Genomic DNA, 22224 nt, shown 5'->3' with positions numbered 1-22224 from the left:
TGGGGTTTCATTCTTATTAGTGGCGTTTACCAGGTAGTTTCTGAGCTGGATTTCTTTTGCCTTGACGCTTTTTATTACGTTCTGATTTCTTCTTATTTTCATTAAATCTCTCCACAAACTCATGCGTATCTTCCATCGGATTCGCTCCTTGTATAGAGTGTTATAGTTTATATTTTAACCAATCAGATTTTAAACATGCATATTATTCAACTTTTACCTTTATTTGGTCAATTGCGTTATAGCCATATCCTTTTTGATTCCAAAATGGATTGGGTGGTTGAACCCTGTCATATGAATCCCGAGCTCTGGACAAAATGGTAAATTCCCCTTTTTCAGAAACCATCCAGTCAAATGACCAGGTAGACCACGTATAATCATGAACACCATCAGTATGTGCAATGGCAGCATTTGACCAGGTTTCACCACCATCCGTACTAATCTCAACTGTTGTAATCTCGCCCTTTCCCGTCCAGGCAATGCCTTTGATCATGTGTCTGCCCGTTTCCAGCTTCTCCATATGTAACGGTTGTTGAATAGTGGAATTTACATTATTAATTGTAACTAGAAAAGATCCTTCATCATTTTCTTTCTTCGGATAATACACATAATCGACTGTTTGAAAGGGTCCTTCAAAGGTCGTATTAATAATGTTTATTTGCTTGATCCACTTTACCGAAGCCATTGCATACCAGTTGGGTACCACCAGTCTAAACGGAAAACCATGCTTGAAAGGAATGGGTTTATCATTGTATTCGTAAGCAATAATGGTGTCAGGATGTAGTGCTTTTTCCAAGGGTAAACTTCTTGTATACGTATATATCTGATCCAAATCAGTTCGATTTCCGTAATCATAGCCTTCCACAATTACTTCTTTCGCATCTTTTTCCAGACCTGTAATTTCAAATAAGGTTCCTAAGGACACACCTTTCCACTTTCCCATACTAGTCGCACCTTTTTCCCATTGCTCCCCAAATACGTTAGGTTCAAAAAAGTTACGTTTATTTCCTGCGCATTCCAGGACTGTGTTTACGGTTTTAGAAGGTAACTTCAGGAGATCATAGTTTGAAAAAATGGTCGGATTCAAAACAGAACCGCCTATGGGTATCCAAAAACGCGACTGATTTAATGTCGGATATGGAAAATGATTACGCCTAAAAAACAAATGGTCAGGTGTGTGATTGGAAGGAATAAAGTGAATCGGCGTTTCCTGATTTTCCGGATACAAGCTTCGGGTAATTAAATAAGGATTATTAAAGGAGAAGGGGTCTCTGGACATGTAAAGCCTCCTATATGAATTGATAATCATATATATGCAGGGTAAACATGTCCTACTTAAATTACACTTAAATGACTATATAGGTTATTTGGAAATAAATCGCGTATTGGAAGGGACGTTTCTTGGAGGGTGTTTGTTTTCTGGGAGAGAAGCGGGTCGAGGTGTTGTCGAGGAATTAAAAGAAAAAAACTATAGATTCCTATAAAGAAGAGAAGTCCTGCTAGTTGAGGACTTCTCTTCTTTTGGGAAATATGATGAGCTAATTTACAGGATTAACTTAGATGCATACGTTCCATATTCAGAAATTTCATCACCAATTTCACCTGGTGTGACTGTTTGAATGAATTTTGCTTGTATAGCATGACCGTCATAACCAGCCATTAGCTCGAATGCTGCGAATCCCTGCACAATTACCTTCTTAGGATCGTCTGGGTCCTGCTCAATAATCGGAACGTAAATGATTTCCCCTGCTCTTGCTTCAACTGCAGATGTAACATTATTACTTTTACTTGATGCCCCTTCTTGAACATGTAGTTCTTGACCAATGTAAACTGGTGCAGGTGACCCATCTTCAATATAGGACCCAAGAGCACTATTCCCACTATTGTCTGGTTCAGGGTCAATAAAAGAAAAGTCTAGAAAGTTATACCACCCCTGTTCACCTTCGCCAGGGTCGTCATTAAGTTCCCATATTTCACCGAATTCAAGAGGTTGATTTAGTCCAATTCCAATCGGTACGACTACACCTTCTCCAACACTATTTAATTGTCCTACCTTAACCTGTGATGCAGCACTAACCTTTGACTGATTTAATCCTAGAACTGGCATCAGCATTAACGAAATATTTTCTTCTCCGCTCACCTGAATAACATTACCTTCTCCTGGAAATGTTGTGACGTATGCACCATTATCGTAATTCGTTTCTGCAATTTCTTCAGCCAGTAATTTAGAGTCTGTATGATTATAGGTTTCACTAGCTATCACTCCATCCACTATTACATCTCCCCCAGCAAGTGCAGCTGCATCAACCGCCTTCTGGAGCTGAGACTTAGCAAGGTACAGCCTACCACCATCAATAGCTAAACCCGCAAAGCCTACCAATACTATTAAAAAAATCGCAACCATGATAAGTGATTGTCCACTTTCTTCTCTGATCAACTTCTTCAACAATACCCTCCTCTCGCTAAATTGTTCTAATTGAGATAATCATTTCGTTTTGTTCTTTATTGAGAATATTATACCTTTTTTACATCTTATATACAATACACAATGAATCAATTTTGGATTCAAATGTTCTCTAAGTTTCACCCGGACTTTCTATATAAGAATCTTGTCTCCCTCACAGATTTCCCTGTTTTTAATAGTACCAGTCGGTAATTCAAGAGCAGCATGTGCAGTGATTACTGGAAGAACGATTCTCCATGGTTTTAAATTTGGAACTACTTTTACGACGGTATTTGATTGATCTAGAAAAACAACATCAATCGCAAATCGCATAAATAACATGTGAACGGAGTTACAAGGTGTAATAAGTAGTCCTTCTTCTTTAATAGGATTCTTGTAAAACAAAAGACCTCTTAATCTTGCCCAGTAATTATCAGCGTGTTTTATCTTTAACCTCAAGCTTTTTTCATTACTTTTCATAAACAAACCCCTTTCCGCCTTTTTGTTCATTATATAGAATATAATATTCTTAATAAAAAACGAAATTGTACGAAAGAATGAGGAAAACGGCGATTTGGAAAGAAAATAGACCTTTATATAGAACAAACGAACAAATTTGGGATTTTAAAACGAACAAAGGACAAGATATAATCGGTTTATGTTCTTGATATAGAACGATTAAAACTTTAGGAGGAATTTATTTATGAATCATTTAGTTAGACTTTTCAAAGAAGAAGAAGGACAGGCATTAACGGAGTATGGGTTGTTGGTGGGGTTGATTGCAGTGGCGGTAATTACTGTTGTAATTTTGTTAGGTGATCAATTAACCGATGTTTTTGAGGCAATTACAGATAAACTTGGATTAATTGAAGGTGTTCAAGATAGTGGTGGTAACTAAACCAAATAATAGCCCTGCTTCGGCAGGGCTTATTAAATAAAAAGGAGATAGTTATATGGCTAATTTAGCAGTTTTCCTCATCTTAATCATCTCCACAATTACAGATCTACGTAACAGAAAAATATTGAACATGGTAACACTACCAGCTATATTGGTCGCATTAATTTACCATTGGTTTACGACTAGTTTAGACGGATTTATTTTCAGTGGTCTAGGATTTCTAGTTGGACTTGGGCTGCTGTTCATCCCATTTATAATGGGAGGCATCGGAGCAGGAGATGTAAAACTACTTGCAGCTGTTGGTGCTTGGAAGGGCACAATGTTTGTTCTCTATACAGGAGTTTATGCTGCGATTATTGGAGGACTTATTTCATTAATTATTTTAATCAAAAGAAGACAATTCGGTTTCACACTAAAAAGCATGTTGTTTTCCATATTATATCTAAAAGGAACAAAAGGATCGCTGCAAGTTCCTAGTGATACAAAACAACCTGTTTCCATCCCATATGCAATTCCAATTGCACTAGGTGCATTATTGACATTCTTAATGGAGGCAAATCTATGAAATCACAAAAAGGTCAATCATTAGTAGAAACAGCTTTAATTCTGCCGATTTTATTAATTCTACTATTCGGTATCACCGATTTCGGTAGAATTTTTCACGCGTATTTAACTCTCGACCATGCGGGTAGGGAAGCGGCAAGGGTAGCGACGATTGGAACGGAGGATGATGTGATTGAATCAAGGATTATAGATGCCACTAGTGGATTGGATGAAGATAAGTTAGAAATTACAATTTCACCGGAAGGTAAGGAAAATCGGGATAGTGGTAGTGACGTGACAATTACATTATCATACCCAGTTGACTTTTTAACGCCAATTATTGGTCAGATTATTGAAGAATTTGATTTGGAAGATACAACTGTTATGAGGGTGGAATGATGAAAAATAAGACTAAAGCTATTTTTAGAGAACAAAGTGGAATTGCGATGATCATGGTGGCTCTTAGTATGTTTATGTTAGTCGGGTTCACAGCATTTGTAGTAGATGTAGGTGGCTTATATTTTGAGAAAAGCAGCCTGCAAAAATCGTTGGATGCTGCAGTACTTGGAGGTGCGCAAGTGTTAACGGTATCAGAGGTAAAAGCTGAAGAGGTAGCAATTGACCTTGCATCGGATAACGGATTCACGATCCCGGAAGATGACGTAACAACTGAAGTAGACACTATTAAAATACATACGACAGTAAACAAAGAACTAATGTTTGCCAGGATATTTGGTTTTGAGAATTCTGATGTAAGTGCAATTGCTGAAGCTCAAATACAAAATACGTTAACTGCAGGTGAGGGAATAGTACCAGTAGCACTCGAAGAAGGAGAGTATTCCCCTGGAGCTGAATATCCGTTACATTTTCAGGCTGGGAATCCAAATAATTCATCCATTAGCGGGAATTTTGGATTTCTTGCGATTGATGGACCTGGTGGAAATGATTTAAAGGAAGGAATTATGTATGGGGCGAAGCGGGAAGTAAATGAGGAGTTTGAGTGGACGAAAACTGGTTTATCTTGGGGGAATGTGAGGTCTGGGTTTGAATATCGTATTGAAGAAGATAATGACAAACCACATTGTCAACAGTATTCAACAGCCGATAATACATGCAATCGAATCATAACTGTCCCTCTCGTGGAAGAGTTTGAAGTAAATGGAAAGTCAATGGTGAGGATAGTTGGTTTTGCTGCTATTTGGATTGAAGCAGTAAACCCAAACGGAAATGATAAGGGTGTAACTGGGCGTTTTATAGATTACGTCAGAGGTGGAACGTTCGAACCCGGGGGAGAAGACTACGGAATTTCCGGAGTAAAACTAATAAATTAAAACTAAAATAAAGCAGGTGAACGCATGAATACGAAAAAAATCTGGTTAACAGCAATTTTATTTGGTGTAATTGCTGCTGTCATGATGTATGTCTTGGTTACAGGGAGTCCGCAAGAATCTACTAAACCAGAAAGTAATACTATTTCTGAGGAAGAGAAGGAAGAACAACAAGATCAAGAGGAAGAAGGAAACAAAGCAGTGGCAGCTGAAGAACAAACAGAGGAAGAAATCGGAAATGAAATAATCCCAGCCTCAGAGGGTGCCCGTGCGATAACAATTACGGTTACAGATGTACAAGGGGTTGCTGGTTTTATCAAGCCAGGTTCATTTGTCGATGTTGTTACGATTATGCAAGTACCTGAAGAACAAGCGGAAGAACAGCATGATTCCGCCACACTTTTATTACAAAACGTTAAGGTGCTGGCAATTGGTCATGCAGCAGATGATGCAGAAACAATGAAGCGATATCATTTAGTTACGATTGAAGTGACACCTCAGGAAGGGCTTTCCTTAGGATTTGCTTCCAAAAATGAGTTGTATCTAATGCTTCGGGAAGAGGGCGACGATCAGCTTGAACCTGATCATACACATATGCATGAAGATGACTTACATGAAGGGGTGTTTAGATAATGGTAAAAGTATACGCTATTGCTCAAAATGATGCATTGATTTCTATATTAGATAAGGGGATAGAGGATCCTGCTTATCAAGTGAATTGGGTTTCAAGTGTATCCACGATCATGGAAAAGCTGCAAGCAGATGATCATAGTATTGTCTATTTACCTTTTGCTCCATCTTATGATGTATATGGTATTTGCGAAAAGATAACCAAGCAGTATCCGCTCACAACTACCTTACTCGTTTTTCATTCAGAAGAAGAAGTGGATATGAAGCGGGCAATTCGATCAGGTGCCTCAGACGTGATTTTTCTTGCCACTCCATTAACTAAAATTAGAGAAGATATTAAACACGCAATTGCAAAGAGTGAGAAGAAGATGTCACAACAGCCGCAAATGAAGTCTACCAAAAATGCAAAGGTCATTACCGTTTCCAGTACAAAAGGCGGGGTTGGGAAGACGACTGTTGCTGTTAATCTTGCTGCTTCCTATGGCAAGAAAATGCAGAAGGTAGCTGTTATTGATTTAGATCTACAATTTGGTGATGTTGCATTATTTATGGATGTAAAACCAAAGCGAACGATATATGACTGGATCAAGGAAGACCGCGCTGGAAAACAAATTGAAAGCTTTATGACGCCATATAAAAATGGTATTTCGATACTTGCGGCTCCACAAAGACCTGAATTTGCTGAAGTCATAACGGGGGATTATGTCCGTAAGGCAATTCATTCGCTGAAACAGCAATATGACGTCGTAATTATAGATGCGTCCAGTAACATGGATGAGACAGTTATTGTGGCATTAGAGAACTCGGATCATATTTTGGCAATGACCTACATGGATTTACCAACCTTAAAAAACAGCAAGTTGTTAGTAGATACGTTAGATTCCTTGCAGATGGGGGACCGCACAAAAGTTGTGTTGAACCGGAATATGAAGGTAAAGGGTATGAAAACGGAAACGGTTGAAAAAGTGATGGGCAGGGAAATCTTTATGACTATTCCAGCCATGGAAAAGTTGATGGTAACAGCGGTGAATGAAGGAAAGCCTGTAACGTATTCCAACCCACGTTCACAAGTGTCTAAAAAAATATTCCAAATGGCGGAAACGTTATATAACCCAGAAGTCCGTAAACCGAACAAAAGGAATAAGAAACAAAAAGTGAAACATGTCGCCCATGCAGGGGGGCACGCATAATGTCTTTGCTAACAAGGCTAGGTGGGAACCAGCAGTCAGAGCACGGTAAGGAAAAAGAAATAAAACCAATAAGCACTGTGAAAAAATCAGTTGAGCTAGAGGTACGCCTGCATAACTTTCTTGTCGAAGAATTAAAAAAGCCTGTCAACCAAGGAAAGGAATTAGAGCCATTAGTCGAAAAGCTTTCAGAGGACTTTTTTGAAAAGGAAGGAAAATACCTTACCTTGGAGGAAAAGAAGCAATTAATAAACGATACGTCCCATGAGCTTACAGGGTATGGACCGATATCGCCACTACTAGCCGATCCGGATGTTACAGAAGTAATGGTAAACGGTCCTAACGAAATCTATGCAGAGGTAAATGGAAGGATCCAACGAACAACAGCTCAATTTCGCGATGATCTGCATGTAATGCGGGTGATTGAGAAAATTGTAGCGCCACTCGGTCGGCGAATTGATGAAAGTGTGCCAATGGTTGATGCTAGATTACCGGATGGTTCTCGTGTGAATGCCATCATTCCACCTCTTGCGTTGAATGGTCCAACCATTACGATCCGTAAATTTTCAGAGACACCATTTACAATCTATGATTTATTACGGATGGGTACATTAAATCAGGACATGGCAGATTTTTTAAAAGCTGCTGTAGAGGCAAAACTTAATGTTTTTATCAGTGGTGGGACAGGTTCTGGTAAAACGAGCACATTAAATGTTATTTCATCTTTTATCCCGCGTCATGAACGGATAGTGACTATCGAGGATGCTGCAGAATTGAAACTTTCACAAGACCATATCGTTTCCTTGGAATCTAGGCCAAGAAATATTGAGGGTCAAGGAGAAATAACGATTCGTGATCTTGTCCGAAACTCACTCCGAATGCGACCTGATCGGATTATTGTAGGGGAGGTTCGTAGTGCAGAAGCGTTGGATATGCTCCAAGCGATGAACACGGGCCATGATGGAAGTTTAGGAACGGGGCATGCAAACACACCACGGGATTTATTGGCAAGGTTGGAAACAATGGTCTTAATGTCTGGGTTTGAATTACCAGTTCGAGCCATTCGTGAACAAATATCAAGTGCTCTCGATATCATTGTTCAGCAAGCACGTATGAAGGATGGCTCTAGGAAAATCACTCGTATTACTGAAGTGTTAGGTCTTGAAGGGGACACAATAGTGCTTCAGGATATCTACGTTTACAACGAACGGAAAAATATAGAAACCGGTAAAGTGGAAGGTAAATTTGCATCGACTGGCATACGTCCACACTGTGTGGAAAAGCTTGAGTTAGCTGGTCATAATCTGCAAAACATATTTAAGGAGGAATGGTAATGAACGATTTGCTCCTTTATGTTTTAATAGGTACATTTTTTACAGTAACGATTATTTTCAAGATAATCGTTTCCAGTCTGGTAAACAAAGGTAAGTATGAAAACCGGTTAAAAAAATATATTACACTAAACAACTTGGAAAAAAAGAAAAAAGAACGTCCTAAACAAAAAAATACAGCCTTAACAAAAGCAAGCAATGGAGTTGAAAAGGTCTTTAATCTAAAAAAACATCAAAAAGTGCTGATGCAATCGGGTGTAGGACTTTCCATAGGCGAGTTATTTATTGGACGTGTTATGTTAGCACTTATCGCCCTGTTCGTTGGCAATTTATATGAGTTCCACTTTTTATTTATTTTAATTGGATGCGTAATTGGTTTTCAGCTACCCGTTCTATATATAAAAAAGAAGCAAAAAGCACGTATTAATAAATGTTCGGAACAGTTGGGTGAAGCACTCGGCACGATGGCAAACGCACTTCGGGCAGGGTTTAGTTTCATGCAAGCTATGAAAATGGTTGCAAAGGAAATAGATGACCCTCTAGGCCCAGAATTTTTAAAAGCGTTAGAGGAAATTAATTATGGAGTGACTGTCGAGGATGCATTTACGAGCTTGCTGGAGAGACTGCCAGATAAAGAGCTTGAAATAGTATTAAACACATTAATTATCCAACGTACCAGTGGTGGGAATTTAGCTTATTTGTTAGAGACCATGCAAGAAACGATTATTGATCGGTCACGGGTAAAAGGTGAAGTGAAAACCCTGACAGCGCAAGGGAAAATGTCGTCAGTGATCATTACGCTGTTACCTATTGCATTAGCTTTTTATATAAGGCTAGTAAACCCAGAATATTTTCAAATGCTATTTACGCATCCTTTAGGCTGGGCTATGGCTATTGCTGGATCCATTAGTATTCTAGTGGGATGGCTGGTTATTAAAAAAATTGTCCATATTGAGGTGTAAGTTATGATTTCAATTTATTTCATATTGTTCAGCACTGTATTTCTAACACTTATTATCGGGGCAACGTTAACGCAACTGTTTAAAAAGCAATTGGTAATAGCTGCTCGTACCGCGGATTATTTTGGCATCGAAGAAGGAAATGCGAAGCGCGAAAATTCAAAAAAGGAACGAAACAGCGATCTTTTTATTGTGTTGAAAAAGTACACGAACAAAGCAAAGGCAATAATCGACAAGCGGATGCCATCATCCAAAAAAAAGGAATTGGAACAACGATTACGTGAAGCGGGTTACCCACTCAATATGTCATCAACAGACTTTCGATTTCTGCAGATCCTAATTGGAAGTGTGGTTTTCTTTACTGTATACGTATTACTGGGAAGCGGGGACGCTGGTATGTTTTCAAGTATCCTTTTAGCAGGCGTAATCGCTATGCTTGCTATGTATTATCCGTCCTTTTATTTAAGTTCCATTATTAAAAAAAGACGATTTGAAATTCAAAAAAAGATGCCAGACTTTTTTGATATGGTGAATCTGTCGATTGAAGCGGGGATGGGACTTGATTCATCATTACTAAAAGTTTGCAAGCAAACAAAAGGTGCTTTGTCTGATGAGTTTCTGCAAACGTTGGAGGATATGAAGCTTGGAAAATCAAGAAGAGAAGCCTTTTCAGACTTACGAAGTCGTGTTCCTGTCCACCAATTTCAAAGCATCATCACATCACTCATTCAGGCCGATCTGCTAGGTGTTGGTATGTCAAAGGTTCTCCGATCATTAACAATAAGGATTCGTGAGCAACGCACCCAATTTGCACGTGAACAAGCCATGAAAGCACCGGTTAAAATGGTTTTCCCAATGTTACTCTTTATTTTTCCAGCCATGTTTATAGTACTGTTAGGACCATTGATTATTTACTTGCTTGAAACAGTTTTGTAAAAGACAACATAACAAGTGTTGTCTTTTTACTGCTCTTCCTCCAACTCAACAAGTTTGTTCGTAATTAATTCATGTTCCTGTTCAGCAACTTCATTTGAAATAATGTCTTCCTTAAGCAAACGGTTAATTGCTTCATGTTGTGCATATAAAGCATATTTTTGTAAGGTAGTTTGTTGTTTTTCTTTTAGTTCAGGATGTTCTTGAAAAAGCAGTTCCATATCTTTGTGCAGGGATTCAAGTGTTTGCTCGTATTCGTCTACCAATTCTCTTGTTACCATTTCCGTTATTAACAGATTCTTTTTCGCTTTATTTATTTCTGTAATGGCATTTTCGAATCGGTGAGCACGTGCAAGGAGTTCTTCGTACGCTTTATAGCCTTTTTCCTTCTTCGTAACCCCTAACCATTCGATAAGTGGTTTAATCGAGAGCCCTTGACCAACTAATGAAAATAGCACCATGCTAAAGGCAAAAATTAAAATATCTTCACGCCAACAAAATCTCTTGGAAGACTTAGAACAAGCGCAATAGATAAAGATCCCTTTAATCCGCCCCAATTTAATATATGTTTCCATTTTGTTGGTACGCTTTTAACTAAGAACATACCCGCATATACGGCAATACTTCTCCCGATCAGAACAATTAAAATCGCTAGAAAAATTAATCCCCATTTATCTGCCACATCAATTTTCGTGATTTCCAGTCCTACCATTAAAAACACAAGGGAATTAGCAAGTAGTGTTACTACATCCCAAAAATTACTTATGTTTAATTTAGTTGTAGGGCTCATCCCGATTTTTGTTCCGTAATTCCCTAAAACAAGTGCTGCTACAACAACAGCGATTACTCCTGATGCGTGAACATTTTCAGCCAGTAAAAAAACACCATAAAAAAGGATGATACTAAAGATAATTTCCAATGGGTAATCATCAAAGTAACTGGTAAGACGTGAAATGACATATCCGGAAGCTCCTCCAATTAGAAGTCCCAGGAATACAGCTTGTACAAACTCCCATAATCCGTAACCTGCTCCTTGTATTCCTAAGTCTAAATAGGTTAGCAATGAGAAAGCGGATATGTTGAACAGCACAACTGCTAACCCGTCATTAAATAAACTTTCCCCCTCGATAATAGTGGCAAGCCTTTTATTAACTCCAACATTTTTAAAAATAGACAGAACACTAACTGGATCTGTAGCACTCATTACCGCTGCGAATACAAAGGCTGCAGGGATTGATAAACCTAATAGCCACATGGAAGAAAACCCAATAAGGATAAATGATAAAAAAGTCCCTAAAAATGCTAATGCTAAAATGGGTTCTTTGTTTTCGTTTAAATGAGAAAAAGGGAGTTTCAATGCAGCTTCACCTAGCAATGCTGGTAGGAACAATGTAATGACGGCAAAATTAAAAACCTCTCCCTCTGTAATGAAGTCCTTTAAAGGCTCCAACATTGGAATGTTTGTTAGACCAATGATGGTTCCAACTATAACAAGAGCAATTGGGTACGGCTTATCAAACTTTTTAGCAATAGCCGTTATTCCAGCAGCAATCATGACTAAAATAAGTCCAAGTGTAAAAATATGGTGTAAATCTAAATCATGCACTATTTAACCTCCTTAAATGGCCAATAGTTTCATTTTTACCAAAAACAAGGAAATTACAATCAAAAGGTTGCATTTAGTAAGGTGTTATCCGTCTTATTCTACTATTGGATATCTGTTATACTAAATGCAGGTTTTATTTGCGTTGCTGGCGAATAAAATATAATAAGCATACATAAATAAGATTTTTAGGGGGATTTTCATGAATGAGAAAGCACAAATTAAAGTGATGGATAACGGTTCTTTACGCGTTACAGGGGATGTAGAGTTGGTCGATAAAGAGGGAAACGTTTATGAAACGAAAAAAGCCTTTTCCCTATGTCGTTGTGGTCAATCATCGAACAAACCATTTTGTGATGGAACACATAAAAAGATAGGGTTTGAGGATCAATCAAGAGTTGAATAAGATTGGTAATAAGGCTGTTTCGAAGTAGATAATCTACTTTAAAACAGCCTTATTGATAGGAGAATAATGGACCGCGTGCTATTCCTGCTAAGTCGCTCGGTACATCCCTTAAACTCGCGCAATAAAAAGTAAACTAGCGCGGGATCAATTAAAAGGAGCGCCACATACGATGGAGCCCGCGCGGTAACTACACAAACACGCGCATCAACTACTAAAGTTGCGCAGCATGAGACTAGGAAGCAATAAAAAGGAGTAGATATACATGACATTTTCAATCGTCGGTTTTGATCCAGAAACAAAGGAACTAGGGATAGCTGTACAGTCTAAATTTATCGGAGTAGGTACCGTTGTGCCGTGGGCTAAAGCAGGTGTTGGTGCGGTTGCAACGCAGGCTTTTGCAAACCCGGCATACGGACCTGATGGCTTACGTTTAATGGAGCAGGGGAAAACTGCACAGGAAACGATCACCATCTTAACGGAAAATGATGAAGGAAAAGAAGATCGCCAAGTAGGTGTTGTCGATGCAAATGGTAATGCAGCTACATTCACTGGAAATAGGTGCTATGACTGGGCTGGTGGAAGAGCAGGAAAGCATTATACCGCACAAGGAAACATATTGGTAAGTCAGGAAACGGTAAATGCGATGGCAGACACATTTGAAAAGACAACTGGAACTCTCGCTGAACGACTTTTAACGGCCTTAGATGCGGGACAAGAGGCAGGAGGAGATAGCCGTGGTAAACAAGCTGCAGCTATTTATGTTGTGAAGGAAAAAGGTGGCTATCTAGGTGCGGATGACCGATATATTGATTTACGTGTGGATGAGCATCCAGACCCAATCAAAGAATTGATCAGAATCTATCATCTGCATCAGCTTTATTTTGGAACAACTAAACCGGAAAATATATTAGAAATTAAAGACGACATTCGGGACGAGATCCAGAACCAATTGTATAGACTAGGGCTTCTTGCGAATAATGATGTGGATGATCAGACACTTCATGAACAGTTGACGGTATTTCTTCATGTGGAAAACTTTGAAGGTCGTGAGCTGGAAAAAGGGAAAATGGATAAAGAAGTGCTCGATTTCATGAAAAGTAAAGAAACAGTATAATTGCGATAGATTTTCTACTTTGCAATAATGAAAGGGAGCAATTATAACCTTTAAAAAAGGAGATATGCGAAATGAAAGTTCTTTTAATTGGAGCAAACGGACAAATTGGTAAACATCTCGTTGACTTACTGCAAAATAGCAATGAACATACAATAAGAGCAATGGTGCGCAAGGAAGAACAGGCTTTAGCACTTAAAGAAAAAGGGGTAGAGGCAGTTGTTGCTGACTTAGAAGGACCTGTCGATTCCATTGCAGAAGCTGCTAAAGGCTGTGACACCGTTATTTTCACAGCGGGTTCAGGCGGTAAAACGGGATCAGATAAAACGTTATTAGTGGATCTAGATGGTGCTGTAAAAACCGTCGAAGCGGCTGAAAAGGCTGGTGTGAATCGTTATGTGATGGTGAGTGCATTCCAAGCACATAACCGTGAAAACTGGAATGAAAAAATTAGACAATACTACGTCGCAAAACATTATGCAGACAGAATGCTTAGAGCAAGCAACTTGAATTATACCATTGTGCGTCCGGGTGGATTGTTGAACGAACCAGGTACAGGAAAAGTCTCTCTAGCAGAAAATCTGGAACGAGGGTCTATCCCACGAGAAGATGTGGCCCGTACCGTTTTTGCTTCACTGGGTGAGAAAAATACGTATAAACAGTCATTTGACCTTATTTCAGGTGAAGACTCAGTAGAGGAAGCTTTGAAAAATCTATAAAGAATATGAAAACGCCAAAAGTAAACCAGTTGCTTTTGGCGTTTCCTATATCAAAAGTTAAATTAAATCAATGACTTCCAACAAATATAATTGGAAACTTATGTATATTGCCTGCATGTATAGCGCTGTAATCACAATTAAAACTTCAAAATATATGACATTTGTCATGTCCAAGCATTGACGTTTATGACTATTTTTACTCGTATAATTTCTATAGTATAGGGTTTATCCTAAACGTAGATTAACTCTAGGAGGAAGCTTATGAGTAAACAAAAACAAGCACAATTAAAAAAGAGCGTTGCACCATTTGCAAGTTCAGATACGAAAGCTAGCATTAAACAATTAATAAATACAATTTTGCCGTTTTTCCTTTTATGGTTTCTGGCATATCAAAGTTTGTCTGTATCCATTTGGTTAACGATTCCATTAACCGTTGTTGCATCAGGCTTTGTCATACGAATTTTTATCATCTTTCATGATTGTACACATCAGTCGTTTTTCCAAAATAAAAAGGCGAACCGGATTATTGGGACAATAACCGGGATTATCACATTGTTTCCGTTTGAACAGTGGAAGCGGGAGCATGCAATCCATCATGCTACTAGCAGTAACTTAGATAAACGTGGAACTGGAGATGTATGGGTGATGACGGTCGATGAATATATTGCCGCATCATTTTGGGGTAGATTAGGTTATCGCTTGTATCGAAATCCACTTGTGATGTTCGGACTTGGGCCAATTTATCTATATTTAATATCGAATCGTTTTAACCGAAAAGGTGCAAAACGAAAAGAACGTTTGAACACCCATTTCATTAATGCCTCAATAGTTGGTATTTATGCGTTATTAATATGGGCGATTGGGTGGCAGGCATTTCTGATTATACAACTTCCAATTCTCTTTATAGCAGGTTCACTTGGAATTTGGTTATTCTATGTACAGCATCAATTTGAAGATTCCTATTTTGAACATGAGTCAGAATGGGACTTTGTAAAGGCTGCTGTTGATGGGAGCTCCTATTACAAGTTGCCGAAAATCATGCAATGGATGACAGGCAGTATTGGATTCCATCATGTGCACCACTTAAGTCCAAGAGTTCCTAACTATAAGCTAGAAGAAGCCCATGAATCTACACCGCCACTGCAGCAGGCAACCACAATAACGCTTGCTTCTAGTTTGAAATCTATTCGGTTTCGATTATTCGACGATACAAATAAACGGTTTGTAGGTTTTAAAGAGGTAAAAGAACTTATGAAGAATCCAAAGTCTAATATGCAAGTGAATACGAGAAGGACAAGTATGCAAGAAAAATAAATAGGTTTTATAGATATGGCCCTTCAAATTACATTGGAGGGCTTTCGGTTTGTTATACTTAGAAAAACACCTACAATAATTGAAAAAAGGAGGGATAAGGATGCAAAAGTGGTATCACATTATCCCGAAAAACACCGGACTTAGCGTTTATGCATGGATTATATTTTGTATTCTGCCTTTCTATTTTATTTTCCGAACATCATCACCAGTAGGAATCATTTTTGGGATTTTAATGATTTTATTATTTTTCACGGTGTACAGAGTATCGTTTATTTCAAAAGGTTGGACCGTTTATTTGTCCGTTAGTATTGAAATGGCGATTAGCATTATAATGGCACTGTTCCTAGGTTATGTTTATTTCGCATTATTTTTAGCGTTTTACATAGGTAATATCCAGCAAAAAAGCGGTTTTGTAACGTTGTATGTTGTTCATCTAGTTACGACACTAGCCGCAGTGTCTATAGGTTTTTTTATACAAAGTGAAATATTCTATTCCCAGTTCCCGTTTATTGTCATTACGGTAATTGGCGTCATTTTGTTACCTTTTACCATGTACTACCGAAATAAACGTGAGAAATTGGAAGATCAATTAAAAGAAGCTAATAAAAAGCTATCTCAGTTAGTGGTCATGGAGGAACGCGAGCGCATTGCGCGTGACTTACATGATACATTAGGCCAAAAGTTGTCACTTATCGGATTGAAAAGTGATTTAGCTGGTAAGTTAATAAACGTTGAACCTGATTTAGCAAAACACGAAGTAAATGATATTCATCAAACGGCAAGAACCGCATTAAAGGAAGTACGTGAGATGGTTTCCGATATGAAAGGTGCAAAACTATCGGATGAAATTGTACGTGTACAACAGGTCTTGAAAGCAGCTCAAAAGGATTATCAAATAGAAGGAAGTCCTAAACTTTCAAACACCCCGCTATTAGTCGAAAATGTGCTTAGTATGTGTCTGAAGGAAGCAGTTACGAACGTTGTGAAGCATAGTCAAGCATCCTCCTGCCATATTTATATAACAGAATCCTCCAGTGAAATACGTTTAACCGTAGAGGATGATGGAATTGGTCTCCCTGACAAGGCGGATTCGTTACAAGAGCACGGTTTGAAAGGGATGAAAGAACGGTTGGAGTTTGTAAATGGAAGTATGAATATTGAATCATCACAAACCGGGACTTCACTCACAATTGAGGTTCCGAAGATCGTACAACAAACAAAACAGGAGGGATAGTTGTGATTCGCATTGTGATTGCTGAAGACCAACGGATGTTACTTGGAGCTCTTGGGTCTCTGCTTGATTTTGAAGAAGACATGGAAGTAGTTGGTAAAGCAAGAAATGGAGAAGAAGTACTGGATTTAGTTAGACAGCAAAAGCCTGATATTTGTATTATGGACATTGAAATGCCGCAAAAAACAGGACTAGAAGCAGCAGAAGAATTAAAGGAAGACCCTTGTAAGGTAATCGTATTAACTACTTTTGCGCGAACAGGATATTTTGAACGAGCTCGAAAAGCCAATGTAAATGGATATTTGTTAAAAGATAGTCCAAGTGAGGACTTGGCAAGTTCTATTCGCACAATTATGGATGGCAGACGTGTCTATGCACCAGAATTAGTCGATATGGCCTATGACAATGAAAATCCTTTAACTGAACGTGAAGAACAGGTTCTTAAATTGATTGCAGAAGGTAAAACGACGAAAGAAATTGCTAATGAGCTTTATCTTACAAATGGTACTGTCCGAAATTATGTTTCTATCATTCTTGATAAGCTGGAAGTGAGTAACCGAATTGAAGCCATATCTCGTTTTAAAGAGCAGGGTTGGTTTAAATAATAGTAATTGATCGCAAGAAAGTTTAATCGATTTTTTGCATTACGTTTACAGTAACTTAATATCCCCTTGATATACTTTAAACAGTGTGCAGTTTATGAGGGGGATATATATTGGAAAAAAATTCCGAGACATTAGAAGGAAAGCTAAATTCGAGTCACAAAGTTAAGAAACTGTATAAAAATGTAATGAAAAAATTCAGTTTACAAAACCGTTTATTAGCTCTTTTTATTTCGTTATTAATTATTTCCATTCTTGCAGTGGGGATTGGTTCGTATGTAAAAGCTAAGGATATGATGATGAGTTCAATTGATAATAGGCTTGTTCGCGAAGCAGAATTAATGGGGCACATAGCAGATAACCTAAAATTCACATATGTCAGTGATGACGAATACTTTGAGCAACAGTTAAATGCAAATATACGTTCACAGCGTGAAAATCTTCAAGACGATGGAATTTCATCAGAATATTTTTACATAACTAACGACGAAATAACTCCTTTTAAGGTCAGTAATGAATCCATTCCTTCAATACCAGAATCAATAGTAGGTACTATTACAGAAACAAAGAATGGAATCATACATGAAACAATCAATAAAGAGGAATTTACCCTTTCATTTCAAGAGATGGACGAAATTAGTGGGACTTATGTGTTGCTTGTTCCAACTGAGTCCTATATGGGACAGGTTAAGGAAGTTGCCCTTTTTACAATTGCTATTATTAGTGCAAGTATTATTATTTCTATTATCGTCTTAATCCTTTTTGTAAGAAGTCTAACTAAACCATTAACAGTTTTACGTCAAAAAATGAAGGAAGTTCGAAAGGGGAATTTGAATCACTCAGCACCTATAATGACAACGTTACCCGAAATTACTTCTTTAGATAAAAGCTATCACGCTATGATTGGGCATATGAGAAGTGTGTTAAACGAACTTAGGGAGACAACCATAAATTTAGAACAGACAGGTGGCGAGCTTCAAGGATCATCTGATGAAACGCTTTCAACTAGTCGTCAGTTAATTGAATCTATTCATGTTGTAAAGCAAGGAGCAGAACAAACGGCAAGTAGTTCAGAAAATAGTGCTGAAAGCTTTAAATCAATGAAGCAAAAAACTGAAAAAATGATTAAAAATATGGATATCGTCTTTAGTAGTTCAGTAGATATGAATCATTCTGCTAAACGAGGTGATAAACAAATGACGGAATTAATTACAACGGTGAGCACATTTGAAAAAGATTTTGAGCATTTAACTACTACTATAAATGAAGTACAACATTATTCTTTTTCCATAACTAAGCTAGTTGGATTAATTCAAGGCATTGCTGAACAAACCAAGTTATTATCACTTAATGCCACGATTGAAGCTGCCCGAGCCGGGGAATCTGGAAAAGGTTTTGCGGTAGTAGCCAATGAAGTAGGAAAATTGGCTGAACAGTCATCAAGCGCCGCAGAACAAATAGTTCAATCCATATCCAACATGGAAACTATAACAACGAACGCAACTCAGGAGTTTGGTCAAATGCTGGAAAAAACGAAAACAACTTTAAAGACATCTATCGACTCTAAATTTTCGATAGATAAACTGATGCAGGAAATTTCTGAGGTAAGTGATAAACTGCAAGGGTTGCAGGTGGAATTGAAAGATTTGGAGAGTATATTACCTGAGTTAGAACAAACAGCAGTAAGTTTTTCATCTGTATCTCAAGAAACATTAGCAAGTGCAGAGCAGATGCTTTTGAGTAGTGAAGATCAAATACAGCAAGTGGAAAATACGCACGAAATTGGTCTGAAACTCACAGATATCTCGAATTCTCTTTCTAAGAATACAAGACGATTCAAAATCAATTAAACATATGGAGAAGGAAATAACAAAAAGACTGGCTCCATAATGTAAGCCAGTCTTTTACAATATATAAAAGGGGGATTGTAGAATCAGTATTTTTTCTGAAATTTGTTACGAATAATAATAGCTGTTGCGTTGAGTACGAATAAGACGATTAACAACACAACAATGGTGGCAGCAGCCAGGTTTGCATATTCTGCTGTAAGTGCCGAATCAAGTGTCCAATAATATATTTGCATCGGTAGTACGGTGAATTTATCCATAATATTTCCTGGAAAGGGAATTAAAAGTGCTGGAATTCCAATCACAACTAATGGAGCTGTTTCCCCGATTGCACGAGATAGGGATAAAATGGCCCCCGTTAAAATTCCAGGTAACGCTGCAGGAAGCAGGATTTTTTTAATCGTTTGCCATTTCGTTGCACCCATTCCATACGATGCTTCACTTAAATGCTGTGGAACTGCTCGAATAGCTTCTTGGCTGGCAACAACCACGATAGGCAAAACCAGTAATGACATGGTTAAACCACCAGCTAAAACGATATTGCCAAAATCCAAGGCTCTAACAAAGATTGTCATACCTAAAATGCCATATACAATCGATGGGACACCAGCTAAATTTGCAATGTTAGTCTGAATGAACGATTGCAGACGTCCTTTTTTCGCGTATAGTTCTAGATAAATGGCTGTTCCAACACCCAAAAACATCGTAACTGGGCCAACAACAACCATTAGCCAGAATGTCCCGAGTATCGCACCCATAATTCCTGCGCGTTCGGGTTGTGTTGATAATTTACCCGTAAGAAAATCAAAATTAATCCAATTTAATCCATCTGAAATTACACGATAAAGTAGAATAACAAGTACTATAAGACCAAATAAAGTAGATAATAAGAATAATATTTTGGCTAACGTATTGGTTAGCAAACGTGCATTCATTTTCTTCTGAACTTGTGCTGTATCAACATGTTTCATGTTAATATTCCTCCCTAAACCTACGAGAGACGTATCTTGCAAGTAAGTTCATCATAAAGGTAAAGACAAATAATGTCATAGCAACCGCATATAAGCTGTAGTAAATCGTCGAACCTGCAGGTGCATCTCCACCAGTAACTTCAACAATATAAGCAGTCATCGTTTGCATGGATTGGGTAATATCAAATGTGAAATTCTTGGAGCTTCCACTGGCAATGGTAACAATCATAGTTTCACCAATCGCACGGGATATCCCAAGTACAAAAGAGGCGATAATCCCAGATAAAGCAGCTGGAATGACAATACGTAAGGAAACCTCCAATTTAGTTGCACCCATTGCAAAAGCACCTTCTCTCATGGAGTTAGGAACAGAAGTCATGGCATCCTCGGACATCGAAGCAATCATTGGAATAATCATAATCCCCATTACAAGACCTGGACTAAAAATATTGGTTGCTTCAAGGCCGGGGATTATTTCTCGTAGGATTGGCGTTACAAATGTAAACGCAAAAAATCCATACACAATGGTTGGTATGCCGGCAAGTATTTCTAACAAAGGTTTTACTGTCTTCCTCACTTTATCGGATGCGTATTCACTTAGATAAATGGCTGACATTAATCCGATTGGAGCAGCTACGAACATCGCAATCACGGAAGAAAGAATAGTACCATTAATTAATGGCAATATACCGAACTCTGGATTTTGACTTAATGGTTTCAGTACGGTTCCTGTGAAAAATTCACTAAAGGCTACTTGTTTAAAAAACTCAATTGTTTCTTTAAGCAATGTGTAGATTATTCCAACTGTAGTCAGTATAGATATAGATGCAATAAGAAAAAGAAGCACCGGAATGATCTTTTCCGTATAATTGGATAAACGCTTCGAATTCTTCCTTTTTTCTATCAATTCTCTAACATTAACAGCAGTATTTTTGTTGTTTAGATCGCTGTTTGTTATCATTTATTGGACCTCGCTTTCCCTGCTGATAACTCATAATAAGACGAGAGCATTTAGGTAGCTCTCATCTTATCCTAGAGTACTAGTTTGTTATTTTAGTCCTTCTAGAAAGTCAACATATTCTTGAACTTCTGCTTCTGGAAGTGGTGCAAATCCAGTTTCTCCAGCAAATTCATTAACATGATTTGCAACGTAAAGTGCGTAATCTAAAACCTGTGGCTTTTCTTTCGCCATATCAACATTTAAATAGGTGAACACCGGACGAGTGAATGGGGCATAATCACCATCTTCAGCTATTGTATCAAGGGTTGGTTCAACAGGCCCTTCACCAAAGTCAACGTTAACTGCTTGTAATTGATCCTGATTGTTCACATAGTAACCAAAGCCAAAAAACCCAATTCCGTTAACATCTTCTGATACAAGTTTCACAAGAGTTGAATATTCCTGCTGTAGATTTACGGTACTAATTAAATCCTGTTCTTCAAGGATATTTTCATAAAAGAATTCATACGTACCGTGGTTTTCATTTGGTCCATATGTTTGGATCTCTTCATCAGGAAAGTCAGGATTAATGTCTGACCACTTCGTTACTCCTCCATCAGCACGGAAAATGTTTAGTAGATCTTCTTCTGTAAGCTCACTAGCCCAGTCATTATCTTTGTTAATAACAAATGTTAAGCCGTCTAAAGCTACTTTCATTTCTTTTACTTCGATGCCTAATTCATCTGCTTTCGCTTGTTCCTCATCTTTGATCTTTCGTGATGCGTCGTTAAAGTCTGTACCGTCTTCTACAAGAAATTTCCCAAACCCAGCACTAGAACCTGCACGACCTACTTCAACAGACACGCCTTCTTCCTCCGTAATCATATATTCTTCAGCTAATCTAGCCATTAAAGGGTAAACAGTTCCAGAACCATCAATGACAACACTACCTTCTAATTCGGTTGGTTCAGTTGTTTCACTATCGTCTGTTTCTGCACTTGCAGAAGATGTGTCGTCTGAATCATTATTATCGGTCTCTTCTTCCTCTGAATCTGTTCCACAAGCTACCATTACGATTGTTAGAGCAGCCATCACAAAAAATAGTAGATACGTTTTAAATTTCATAAAAATTGTCCTCCCCTTTGTAACTTTTTATTTGTTAAGAGATTTCCTCTCTCAAATTCTAGTATAGTAGGTGAGTGTTAAGAGAATATGGTCTGAGTGTAAAGCT

General features: G+C 38.1%; 25 protein-coding genes. 16 read left to right on the top strand and 9 right to left on the bottom strand.

The genetic code is table 11. From position 1 onward, the window contains the following. Positions 1-16 precede the first annotated feature (16 nt). The 4 genes from ACFQ3N_RS12960 to ACFQ3N_RS12945 form a co-directional block, all read right to left on the bottom strand. Positions 17-136, bottom strand: coding sequence for a DUF4023 domain-containing protein (locus tag ACFQ3N_RS12960; protein ID WP_390362956.1), 120 nt, complete (start codon positions 134-136; stop codon positions 17-19). Between the two features lie 66 nt (positions 137-202). Beyond that, complete coding sequence (locus tag ACFQ3N_RS12955) at positions 203-1276, bottom strand: sulfite oxidase (protein WP_390362955.1); 1074 nt, start codon at positions 1274-1276, stop codon at positions 203-205. Between the two features lie 264 nt (positions 1277-1540). Continuing rightward, positions 1541-2443, bottom strand: a complete 903-nt coding sequence (locus tag ACFQ3N_RS12950) for a TadE/TadG family type IV pilus assembly protein (protein WP_390362954.1) — start codon at positions 2441-2443, stop codon at positions 1541-1543. A 150-nt stretch (positions 2444-2593) separates the two neighbouring features. Beyond that, the gene (locus ACFQ3N_RS12945; protein WP_390362953.1) at positions 2594-2920 is read right to left on the bottom strand and encodes a DUF192 domain-containing protein; all 327 of its coding nucleotides are present in this window, start codon (positions 2918-2920) and stop codon (positions 2594-2596) included. A 223-nt stretch (positions 2921-3143) separates the two neighbouring features. On the opposite strand from ACFQ3N_RS12945, the gene ACFQ3N_RS12940 reads away from it, so the two are divergent. Genes ACFQ3N_RS12940 through ACFQ3N_RS12900 form a run of 9 tightly spaced genes read left to right on the top strand, consistent with a single transcriptional unit; the run spans position 3144 to position 10252 of the window. Beyond that, positions 3144-3338: a Flp family type IVb pilin gene (locus ACFQ3N_RS12940; protein ID WP_390362952.1), complete on the top strand. Its 195-nt coding sequence runs from the start codon at positions 3144-3146 to the stop codon at positions 3336-3338. Between the two features lie 55 nt (positions 3339-3393). After that, positions 3394-3903, top strand: a complete 510-nt coding sequence (locus tag ACFQ3N_RS12935; RefSeq protein ID WP_390362951.1) for an A24 family peptidase — start codon at positions 3394-3396, stop codon at positions 3901-3903. Beyond that, the gene (locus ACFQ3N_RS12930; RefSeq protein ID WP_390362950.1) at positions 3900-4280 is read left to right on the top strand and encodes a TadE family protein; all 381 of its coding nucleotides are present in this window, start codon (positions 3900-3902) and stop codon (positions 4278-4280) included. The genes ACFQ3N_RS12935 and ACFQ3N_RS12930 overlap by 4 nt, the downstream gene beginning before the upstream one ends. Next, positions 4280-5212: a pilus assembly protein TadG-related protein gene (locus tag ACFQ3N_RS12925; protein ID WP_390362949.1), complete on the top strand. Its 933-nt coding sequence runs from the start codon at positions 4280-4282 to the stop codon at positions 5210-5212. Before ACFQ3N_RS12930 ends, ACFQ3N_RS12925 begins: the two co-directional genes overlap by 1 nt. A gap of 24 nt (positions 5213-5236) precedes the next feature. Continuing rightward, positions 5237-5842, top strand: coding sequence for a Flp pilus assembly protein CpaB (gene cpaB, locus ACFQ3N_RS12920; RefSeq protein ID WP_390362948.1), 606 nt, complete (start codon positions 5237-5239; stop codon positions 5840-5842). Continuing rightward, positions 5842-7029: an AAA family ATPase gene (locus ACFQ3N_RS12915; protein WP_390362947.1), complete on the top strand. Its 1188-nt coding sequence runs from the start codon at positions 5842-5844 to the stop codon at positions 7027-7029. Before cpaB ends, ACFQ3N_RS12915 begins: the two co-directional genes overlap by 1 nt. Then, positions 7029-8360 carry a CpaF family protein gene (locus tag ACFQ3N_RS12910; RefSeq protein WP_390362946.1) on the top strand — a complete coding sequence of 444 codons (1332 nt, stop codon included), beginning with the start codon at positions 7029-7031 and terminating at the stop codon, positions 8358-8360. The genes ACFQ3N_RS12915 and ACFQ3N_RS12910 overlap by 1 nt, the downstream gene beginning before the upstream one ends. Continuing rightward, a complete protein-coding gene (locus ACFQ3N_RS12905) occupies positions 8360-9319 on the top strand; it encodes a type II secretion system F family protein (protein ID WP_390362945.1) in 960 nt (319 codons plus the stop codon). The genes ACFQ3N_RS12910 and ACFQ3N_RS12905 overlap by 1 nt, the downstream gene beginning before the upstream one ends. Positions 9320-9322: 3 nt before the next feature. Continuing rightward, positions 9323-10252, top strand: a complete 930-nt coding sequence (locus ACFQ3N_RS12900) for a type II secretion system F family protein (RefSeq protein ID WP_390362944.1) — start codon at positions 9323-9325, stop codon at positions 10250-10252. 26 nt (positions 10253-10278) lie between these two features. Here ACFQ3N_RS12900 and ACFQ3N_RS12895 read toward each other — a convergent pair whose 3' ends face one another. Beyond that, positions 10279-10710 carry a hypothetical protein gene (locus ACFQ3N_RS12895; protein ID WP_390362943.1) on the bottom strand — a complete coding sequence of 144 codons (432 nt, stop codon included), beginning with the start codon at positions 10708-10710 and terminating at the stop codon, positions 10279-10281. 14 nt (positions 10711-10724) lie between these two features. Further along, a complete protein-coding gene (locus tag ACFQ3N_RS12890; RefSeq protein WP_390362942.1) occupies positions 10725-11855 on the bottom strand; it encodes a cation:proton antiporter in 1131 nt (376 codons plus the stop codon). A 199-nt stretch (positions 11856-12054) separates the two neighbouring features. Here ACFQ3N_RS12890 and ACFQ3N_RS12885 point away from each other — a divergent pair, with 199 nt between their 5' ends. The 7 genes from ACFQ3N_RS12885 to ACFQ3N_RS12855 all read left to right on the top strand — a co-directional run bounded on the left by ACFQ3N_RS12885 (position 12055) and on the right by ACFQ3N_RS12855 (position 19085). Next, on the top strand, positions 12055-12258 hold the full coding sequence (locus tag ACFQ3N_RS12885) for a CDGSH iron-sulfur domain-containing protein (protein WP_390362941.1): 204 nt from the start codon (positions 12055-12057) through the stop codon (positions 12256-12258). Between the two features lie 262 nt (positions 12259-12520). Continuing rightward, positions 12521-13372 carry a DUF1028 domain-containing protein gene (locus tag ACFQ3N_RS12880; RefSeq protein WP_390362940.1) on the top strand — a complete coding sequence of 284 codons (852 nt, stop codon included), beginning with the start codon at positions 12521-12523 and terminating at the stop codon, positions 13370-13372. A gap of 71 nt (positions 13373-13443) precedes the next feature. Further along, positions 13444-14088: an SDR family oxidoreductase gene (locus ACFQ3N_RS12875; RefSeq protein WP_390362939.1), complete on the top strand. Its 645-nt coding sequence runs from the start codon at positions 13444-13446 to the stop codon at positions 14086-14088. Positions 14089-14349: 261 nt separating this feature from the next. After that, a complete protein-coding gene (locus ACFQ3N_RS12870; RefSeq protein WP_390362938.1) occupies positions 14350-15402 on the top strand; it encodes a fatty acid desaturase in 1053 nt (350 codons plus the stop codon). A gap of 100 nt (positions 15403-15502) precedes the next feature. After that, positions 15503-16636: a sensor histidine kinase gene (locus ACFQ3N_RS12865; protein ID WP_390362937.1), complete on the top strand. Its 1134-nt coding sequence runs from the start codon at positions 15503-15505 to the stop codon at positions 16634-16636. Between the two features lie 2 nt (positions 16637-16638). After that, the gene (locus ACFQ3N_RS12860; RefSeq protein ID WP_390362936.1) at positions 16639-17238 is read left to right on the top strand and encodes a response regulator; all 600 of its coding nucleotides are present in this window, start codon (positions 16639-16641) and stop codon (positions 17236-17238) included. A 110-nt stretch (positions 17239-17348) separates the two neighbouring features. Further along, positions 17349-19085 carry a methyl-accepting chemotaxis protein gene (locus tag ACFQ3N_RS12855; RefSeq protein ID WP_390362935.1) on the top strand — a complete coding sequence of 579 codons (1737 nt, stop codon included), beginning with the start codon at positions 17349-17351 and terminating at the stop codon, positions 19083-19085. Between the two features lie 83 nt (positions 19086-19168). Here the strand turns inward: ACFQ3N_RS12855 and pstA are convergent, their stop codons facing one another. The 3 genes from pstA to ACFQ3N_RS12840 all read right to left on the bottom strand — a co-directional run bounded on the left by pstA (position 19169) and on the right by ACFQ3N_RS12840 (position 22118). Continuing rightward, the gene (pstA, locus tag ACFQ3N_RS12850) at positions 19169-20053 is read right to left on the bottom strand and encodes a phosphate ABC transporter permease PstA (protein ID WP_390362934.1); all 885 of its coding nucleotides are present in this window, start codon (positions 20051-20053) and stop codon (positions 19169-19171) included. Position 20054: 1 nt separating this feature from the next. Next, positions 20055-21014 carry a phosphate ABC transporter permease subunit PstC gene (gene pstC, locus ACFQ3N_RS12845; RefSeq protein ID WP_390362933.1) on the bottom strand — a complete coding sequence of 320 codons (960 nt, stop codon included), beginning with the start codon at positions 21012-21014 and terminating at the stop codon, positions 20055-20057. 87 nt (positions 21015-21101) lie between these two features. Continuing rightward, on the bottom strand, positions 21102-22118 hold the full coding sequence (locus tag ACFQ3N_RS12840) for a PstS family phosphate ABC transporter substrate-binding protein (protein ID WP_390362932.1): 1017 nt from the start codon (positions 22116-22118) through the stop codon (positions 21102-21104). Between the last annotated feature and the right edge of the window lie 106 nt (positions 22119-22224).

Origin of the sequence: Virgibacillus byunsanensis, assembly GCF_042675965.1 — a bacterium.
Classification (GTDB): domain Bacteria; phylum Bacillota; class Bacilli; order Bacillales; family Amphibacillaceae; genus Virgibacillus_R; species Virgibacillus_R byunsanensis.
This window is presented reverse-complemented; position numbering and strand designations above follow the sequence as displayed.